Source organism: Streptomyces sp. F63 (genome assembly GCF_018070345.1).
Lineage (GTDB): Bacteria > Actinomycetota > Actinomycetes > Streptomycetales > Streptomycetaceae > Streptomyces.
Genome location: NZ_JAGPXX010000001.1, coordinates 498,581 through 505,343, shown reverse-complemented (window position 1 = coordinate 505,343; position 6,763 = coordinate 498,581). Strand labels below are relative to the sequence as shown.

Sequence of the window (6,763 nt, the reverse complement as noted above, 5' to 3'; positions counted from 1 at the left end):
CGCTGGATTCGACAACCGCGAGCTACCAAGAGGCCCTTCCTCTATGCCCCACCAGCCGCCAAGTCACCCGATCCAGCGCCCTGTTCGAAGCCCGATCGACCACCCGAGCGGATAGAGAACGACCTCTAAGTGCGTGATGCGGCCGGCCAGCGTCTCACCAAACTCCTGTATCTCCTGGGCGTTGCGGACGAAGGCTCGGTGGTACGACAGTTGGGGTGAGAGCGAGACGAGGGCGGGGCACGGGCGCACGATGCCGTACAGGGCGTGGTGCCGCCCCCGGGAGTACACGGGCACTCCGTAGGCGAAGTGCGCCGCCATATTCGGGCTCTCTGGGATCTCCACTCGCAACTTCTCCTCCCGCCAGGCCAGTTCGGCGACGGCTGCGAACAACTCCTCGGCCTGCTGCCGGGACAGCCGACCCCACCATGCCCTCGCTGTTTCCAGGGCCTGCCGCTCCTTCTCCTCCTGCTCGGCCTGTTCGCGGGCGCGGAGTGCGTCCCTCTCGGCCCACCGCTCGCGCATCTGCTCCAGGAGAACGCGGTCCGGCCCCTCCTGTTCCTTCCGTCGGAGTGCGGCCTCTTCGGCGCGGCGGATCCGATCCGCTTCCTCCAGCTCTTTGCGGCGTCGCTCGGCCTCCGCCTCCTGCTGCTTCTTCCGGGCTTCGCGCGCTTCCTTCGCCTTCTCCTGGCGCTGGCGCATCTCCTCATGTTCGGTCTGGGCGCGCGCCGACTGCCGGGAGGTCCACCACAAATCCCGCAGGTACACCCAGCGCCTATCGTCGACCACACGGGTCACCCGTCGGTAGCGCGGCAGACTTCGGCACGGTGAGAGCTGCCCATGCAATACCCACCGGACGAATGTCTGCAGTTCCTCCTCTCAGAACGTCCAACCGCCGGCGGCGTAGTCGAAGCCTGCGACCCCGTCGTCCACCACCCAGACACCCTCAGTCTCTGGGGCCCGCACCCGCATGCCCGGCACCGCGCCCACCCACTGCGGCGGCTTCTTATGCGGGCTGACCCAGCACACCGCGATCTTCTCTGCCCGATAGCGGGCGGTGCGGGCCCGGATGTCCTCCACCGTTATCGGGGACAGTTGCGCCTCCCAGGCCATGCGCTGCGCACCGTCCGGCGAGGACGCCATGACATCCGCACGCCATGAGCCGTCCTTGGCCGGGACCTCCAACTCGGCATACCACCCGGCCGCACGGATCGCGCCTGCCAGCTCCAGCTTGAGCATGTGGTGTTCCCACGACTCGTTCGACAGCTCGCATGATGGCGGCCGTCCCGGGTCATGGCAGAAAAACCGCACGCCGTATCGGGAGACCTTGGCATGGACGCCCCAGGAGCATTCCGGGCAGGTGAGCGGGGCGCGGGGACGCGACTTGTGGATCTGGGTCCAGTCCATCGCGCACCCAAGGTCGAGCTGGGTGGCGTCGAGTCGTCCGGCATCGGGGTGTAATGCGGTGAAGGGCATGAATCGCTTCTCCTGGCGATCCGGCGTATGGCGCGGCCTATCTGATACGACAGCAGATACCAGGCGGCACTGACAGTCCCCTCTCGTCCGCTCGCTGCGGACGACTGCGGAGAGCTGAAGCAAGGGCCCTGGTCCCTGAGGGGTGAAACCGAAGCAGGGCCCGCGCGCCCAACAGCAACTGTTCAAGGTCGGAATCGGGGGCACAGCGTGCGAGATAATGAGCTCGAAGTCTGGTACAGGGCAGTCGATTTCCCCGTGCTGGGAGGCAAGGTCACAAAACGCCTCGTCTTCAGCATCGACGCACTCGCCCATGCTCTCTTCATCACTGGCCGCGCACCCGGCGACACCGCACGACACGGTCTGACCTCTTCCTTCGAGTGGCTACACCGCGTCTCCCTGATCCCAGCGTATTTACGACGCCACCCGAACGGCTGGGTGATGCGGTCCGACCTCGCCCGCGAACTCGACCGATCGGAAAAGGTCGCGCTCTCCTACACCCTGGGCCAGGGCCTGACAGGCATCTTCTCCACACACGTACTCTCCGTGCGCTTCCTGATGCACATCGACCGTTACGGCGGATCGCACGGAATCGTGGTTGCCCCCCGGACCAAACGCCGCGCCGACTTCTTCGGACAACGGCACAGCGGTGGATGGGTAGTCGCGGAGGCCAAGGGCCGCTCGAACCCCATCGACAGCAGCCTCAAGCGCAGCATGCGGGCCCAAAAGAGGACCGTACGCTCCATCGGCGGAGAGATTCCCGAGATCACGTACGGCTGCGCCGCCTACTTCGAAGAGACAGAGGCCGGCGTGGAACGTTTGTGTGTGTACGCAGTAGATCCGGAGGAGGACGAGCCCGAGGCCGTTGACCTGCGTGTGGACGACCCTGACTCCTTTATCGTCGCCTACTACACCCCGTTCCTCGCAGCCCTCGAAGCAGGTGAGCCAGTGGAAGCCCGCGGGGGTAACTACCTCACCGCGTCCTTCGGCCCCTATGGGCTGCAGGTGTCCCTGCTGCGGCCGGTTGCTGAGCGAGTCCGCGAAGCCCAACGAGGTCGGCTCCGGGGCCTTCGTGACGACGTGATCGAGCTGCTCGGGCCATTCACGGAGTGGGAAAGCCCCGCAGGCCACTTCGCTGATGGCACGCGTGTGGCTACCAAGTGGGCGTCGTCGCTCGGCCAGGACGATTGGGGTGGCATCACGGAGCTCTGGTAGCAGCAGGCGAAACCCGCACAACCACTGGCTCAGGCCCGGCAGCATCGTCGGAACGCATCGTCACGGCCCCACGGTAAGCGGTCTGGCTGCTGGCCCGCCGTTGCCACCCGAGGCTCCTACGGTGTTCCTGATCGGGTTCGCGACGGCCCTGCAAGACGTACGCGACGGCGACTTCGACGGAGCCATCCGGCAATGGCGGCCTGGCCTGTCCGAGGAGTAAGCCGCGGCATGAAGGCCAGACCGAGAACCCCTCAGTGGTTGCAGTTCTGGTTGCATTCACCGGCGTACGGCACTGTCCGGAGGCTCCGCCCGTACACACTGCACCGCAGGTCAGGATGCTCCGGTACGCCCCAGAACCCCCAGACGAACATTTGGAAAGCGTGTTGGGGGCAACCCCTCACGAGTTCGAATCTCGTATCCTCCGCACCGCCCATCAGGGCAGACGCGAAGGCCCCGACCGGTTCGCCGGTCGGGGCCTTCGTCAACAAGTGCCTGTGAACGGCACGGGTCGTGCGGGCAGAGGCTTACCCGGCCTGTGGTCAGGGCCTTCGCACCTCGTACTGAAAGCAGCCGTACTCGACCGCCCGTACATGCACGAGTGCGACCTCCGAGTCGGCGAAGGCGGTATGCAGGGCCTCGTCCACGGCGGCCTGTGCGTGGCCGGGATCGTCCGGCAAGCGCAGGAGTGTGCCTCCCGTAATCCGCCCTTCGCCACTGTATCGGCGGAAGACCCGCAGTGCCCCCGTCTCCGCGAACGGATAGCCGAGCGCCGGGTCCGGGCCCGCGCACCGGTCGGTGTGGACGAAGACGGGACCCACCTCGTCATAGGCCCCCGGGTCGACACCAGCCTCTGCCGCCCACCGGCGGAGCGGAGCGTAGGACACCAGCGAGATCCGCTCGCCGGCACGGCTGCGGCGCAAACAGCAGCGCAAGGGCGCTCCCTCCGTGTCCTGCTCGCAGAGGCGCGGGACCGCGCTGGCATCGTCGCGTCTGCGGAGCCCGTCGAGGACGTGTGGAGCGATGGCAGTCGGTTGATGAGTAGCTGGCGTCATGGGCTCAAGGCTGCACAGCTGAAATCGCCGATGCTGGCGGGAATCCGACGTCGGATCCGGATCGGTCCGACCGGCCTCGGATGGTGGCGGCTTCCGAAACCGAGAGCCTCCGCCCGCCGGCTGCCCCGGGCATCTCCCCTCAGCCGCTCAGTCCCAACTCGCCCGCGCGCAGCCCGGACCGGAGCCGCGAGCCGGCGTCGAGCCGGTCGGCGACGATGGCGGGATGGCGAACCGGCGGTCGATCGTGATCGCCGTATCGGCCGGGCCGGACCGCCGCAGGGCGAGCCCCGCACCGGTCGGCCGCACCCCGTGCACCGCTCCGGGCCGTGACGGGGGACGGGCCGCTGCCGGACCGGCTACGGCGGGGTGCCGTCGCCGGGGGCGGGGGCACTCGTCCCGGCCGGGCCCGTGGGCGGCTCGGTCGGTGTCGGGGTCGGCGTCGCGGACGCCTCCGACGGTCCGTGCGTGGCGGCGTCCCCGCCGGCCGGCGCGGAGGGCTCCTCGGGTCGAGGGCTGCCGGAGGGAGGGAGGTCGGAGGGCTCCGGCGAGATCGGCGGAGTGTGCTGATCCGGCGGGGTGGAGGGCGTCGCGGGACCGGTGGGGAGGGACGGCGGCGCCTGGGGGACCGCCGGGGGCGCGGGTGCCCCGGGCGACGCCAGGTAGAGCGGCAGGGCGACCAGGGCCGCGACGGCGCAGGACAGGCCGGCCCCGGCCGCGGTGCGGAGCAGCCGGCGGCGGGACGCGGCGCGGCGGATCGCCTCGTAGCGGCCGGGGGGCGGGCCGAGGATGTCGGAGGCGGGCCGCAGGATCACCGCGAGCGGGTCGTCGGGGCCTGAGGGTCCGAAGGGATCGGAGGGTCCGAAGGGATCGGAGGGTCCGAAAGGTTCGGAGTCCGGGCCGTCGTCGTCAAAGCGTGTGGTCAAGGCTCCTCCTCAGGTGGGCGCGGAGCAGTTCGCGGGCCGCGTGGAGGTCGGCCTTGACGGTTCCTTCCTTGCGCCCGGTCAGCGCGGACACCTCCCGGATCGGCATGTCAGCGTAGTAGTGCAGCAGGATCGGCACCCGCAGTCGCTGCGGCAGCGACTGCACGATCAGGCGCACCGACGGATCGGCCGGTTCGGTGTGGGGGCGGACGGCGGCCTCGGTGGTGGCACGGCGCACGGCCTTCCGCTCGCGCTCCAGCTTGCGCCAGTGGTCCCGTACGAGATTGGCCGCGGTGACGTACAGGAAGCCGCGGGGCTCCTCCACCGAGGTCCAGCGGGCCCAGAGCCGGGTGAACGCCTCGGAGGCGATCTCGTGGGCCGTCTCGTCGTCGTCGACGAGGTGCCGGCACCAGCCGGCGAGGCGCGGGTAGAGGGCGGCGAACAGTTCGGACGCCGCCTCGTCACGAGACCGTGCTCGGGGCCGTTTCAACGCTCTCCAGGGTCGTGAGGGGGTGCCCGGAGGGAGGATGCCGGGCCGCCGGTGTGCGTTCCGCCGGCCGGCCCGGTGTCCCCTCCGGGGTCAGGGCTTCGGGGCGTCCGGCTCGGCGGGCGCTGCGAAGACGATCACGCTGTCGCGGTATCCCCCGGCGGTGCGGGGACCGCCACAGGTGATCAGGCGCAGCTCCGGGCGGCGCACGTCCCCGTAGACGTCGTCGGTCGGGAACTCCGCCTGGGCGACCGTCCGTACGGAGCCCACGGCGAAGGCCGTCGTCCTGCCGTTCTCCAGGCGCACCGTGATGCGGTCGCCCCGGCGCAGCCGCGCGAGGTGGCGGAACACCCCGTCCCCGTGGGCACCGACCGTGACGTGGCCGAGGATGACCGACGGGCCGGTCTGCCCGGGGGGCGGCGAGTGCCGGTACCAGCCCGCCCGGTCGCCGGCCGTGGCCGGGGGCACCTGCACCGTGCCGTCCGCCGTCAGCCCCAGCCGGATGACCGGGGTGTCGACCCCGATGGCCGGGATCCGCAGCCCGACCGGCTCCGCGGGGGCGGGCGAGGCCCGGGAGGCCCGTGAGGCCGGTGACGGTGACGGTGACGGTGACGTACTGCCGGTCGGTGACGGTGGCGTACTGCCGGACGGTGTGGTCGCGGTCCGGCCGGGTCCTTGGCCGGCGCAGCCCGTGAGCAGCGAGGACGCCACCGCGGCGGCGAAGGCGCGCCTGGAGACGGGGGCCGGGGTCGTACGCCTGGAGAGCCGGGTCACGCCCCGGTCGCACGCCGGCGGCGCACGGCGAACGCCGTGGCACCGCCCGCGACGAGCACTGCGGCGGCGCCGCCGATCAGACCGGCCCCGGCCTTCCCGGGCCGGTGCGGTTCCGCCGTCACGCCGGTGTCCGGCGCGCCCGAGGGGACGACGGAGACCTGGCCCTCGGCCGGGGGATCGGAGGGTTCGGTGGTGGGAACCGGGGAGGCGGCGGCCGGCTCGGTGGTGGGAACCGGGGAAGCGGGGGCCGGGGACGCCTCGGACGGCACGACCGTGGGAACCGGGGACGCCGGGGACGCCTCGGACGGTTCGGCGGTGGGGACCGGGACCGGCGAGGCGTCGGCCGGGGACACGTTCGCGGCCGGGCGGTGCGTGAGGGCCTCGGCCGCGGCGTCGGCGAACGCGGCTCCGGTGCTCGCCGGCACGGCGATGCACGCGAGTGCCACGGCACTGAGGACAGTTCGGCGCATGGGATCGCTCTCTTTCGTCGGTCCGCCCGGTACTCGGCGGCCCGCCCGGTACGCGGCGGGCTGAGGGGCGGATCGTGCGGAGAGACGAGGCAGCGGCCGCGCGCGTTGTAAAGAGATGGCAAAGTCCGGCGGACGGCCGGGGTGGCCGTCGGCAGCGGCAGACGGACGGGCGGCGGGGCCGTGGCCGTCACCCGGCGGACGGCGGGCGGCAGGCGGCAGGCGGACGGTGGGACGGCCGGACGGTGGGACGGTGGGACGGTGGGACGGTGGCGTCACCCGGTGGACCTCGGCCGGCCGTTGGTGGCTGGTGGCGGTCCCCAGCCGGCGGTCCGCAGCCGGCGGGTGGCGGGTGGCCGGGTGGTCCCAGTGTCCGAC

The 6,763-nt window shown here is 71.2% G+C and carries 8 protein-coding genes; 1 reads left to right on the top strand and 7 read right to left on the bottom strand.

The window, feature by feature from the left end; genetic code table 11:
* Positions 1-63: 63 nt before the first annotated feature.
* Both KBZ10_RS02260 and KBZ10_RS02255 read right to left on the bottom strand, forming a co-directional pair.
* Complete coding sequence (locus KBZ10_RS02260; RefSeq protein ID WP_210985719.1) at positions 64-786, bottom strand: hypothetical protein; 723 nt, start codon at positions 784-786, stop codon at positions 64-66.
* Positions 787-876: 90 nt separating this feature from the next.
* Entirely contained in the window at positions 877-1,473 is a 597-nt protein-coding gene (locus KBZ10_RS02255; protein WP_210985718.1) for a competence protein CoiA, read from the bottom strand.
* Positions 1,474-1,680: 207 nt separating this feature from the next.
* Here KBZ10_RS02255 and KBZ10_RS02250 point away from each other — a divergent pair, with 207 nt between their 5' ends.
* A complete protein-coding gene (locus KBZ10_RS02250; protein WP_210985717.1) occupies positions 1,681-2,685 on the top strand; it encodes a hypothetical protein in 1,005 nt (334 codons plus the stop codon).
* Between the two features lie 539 nt (positions 2,686-3,224).
* Here KBZ10_RS02250 and KBZ10_RS02245 read toward each other — a convergent pair.
* The 5 genes from KBZ10_RS02245 to KBZ10_RS02225 all read right to left on the bottom strand — a co-directional run bounded on the left by KBZ10_RS02245 (position 3,225) and on the right by KBZ10_RS02225 (position 6,388).
* Positions 3,225-3,737 (bottom strand): DUF1203 domain-containing protein, encoded by a 513-nt coding sequence (locus tag KBZ10_RS02245; protein ID WP_210985716.1) that lies wholly within the window; start codon positions 3,735-3,737, stop codon positions 3,225-3,227.
* 356 nt (positions 3,738-4,093) lie between these two features.
* Positions 4,094-4,660, bottom strand: a complete 567-nt coding sequence (locus tag KBZ10_RS29075; RefSeq protein ID WP_247701613.1) for a hypothetical protein — start codon at positions 4,658-4,660, stop codon at positions 4,094-4,096.
* Positions 4,644-5,147 carry an RNA polymerase sigma factor gene (locus KBZ10_RS02235; protein WP_210985715.1) on the bottom strand — a complete coding sequence of 168 codons (504 nt, stop codon included), beginning with the start codon at positions 5,145-5,147 and terminating at the stop codon, positions 4,644-4,646. Before KBZ10_RS02235 ends, KBZ10_RS29075 begins: the two co-directional genes overlap by 17 nt.
* A 90-nt stretch (positions 5,148-5,237) precedes the next feature.
* On the bottom strand, positions 5,238-5,918 hold the full coding sequence (locus KBZ10_RS02230) for a class F sortase (protein ID WP_210985714.1): 681 nt from the start codon (positions 5,916-5,918) through the stop codon (positions 5,238-5,240).
* On the bottom strand, positions 5,915-6,388 hold the full coding sequence (locus KBZ10_RS02225; protein WP_210985713.1) for a Tat pathway signal sequence domain protein: 474 nt from the start codon (positions 6,386-6,388) through the stop codon (positions 5,915-5,917). Before KBZ10_RS02225 ends, KBZ10_RS02230 begins: the two co-directional genes overlap by 4 nt.
* Positions 6,389-6,763 lie beyond the last annotated feature (375 nt).

Excerpts from the sequence above, each read along its gene's own strand:
- KBZ10_RS02245 (WP_210985716.1), bottom strand. The coding sequence starts at position 3,737 with ATGACGCCAGCTACTCATCAACCGACTGCCATCGCTCCACACGTCCTC.
- KBZ10_RS02255 (WP_210985718.1), bottom strand. The coding sequence starts at position 1,473 with ATGCCCTTCACCGCATTACACCCCGATGCCGGACGACTCGACGCCACC.
- KBZ10_RS02225 (WP_210985713.1), bottom strand. The coding sequence starts at position 6,388 with ATGCGCCGAACTGTCCTCAGTGCCGTGGCACTCGCGTGCATCGCCGTG.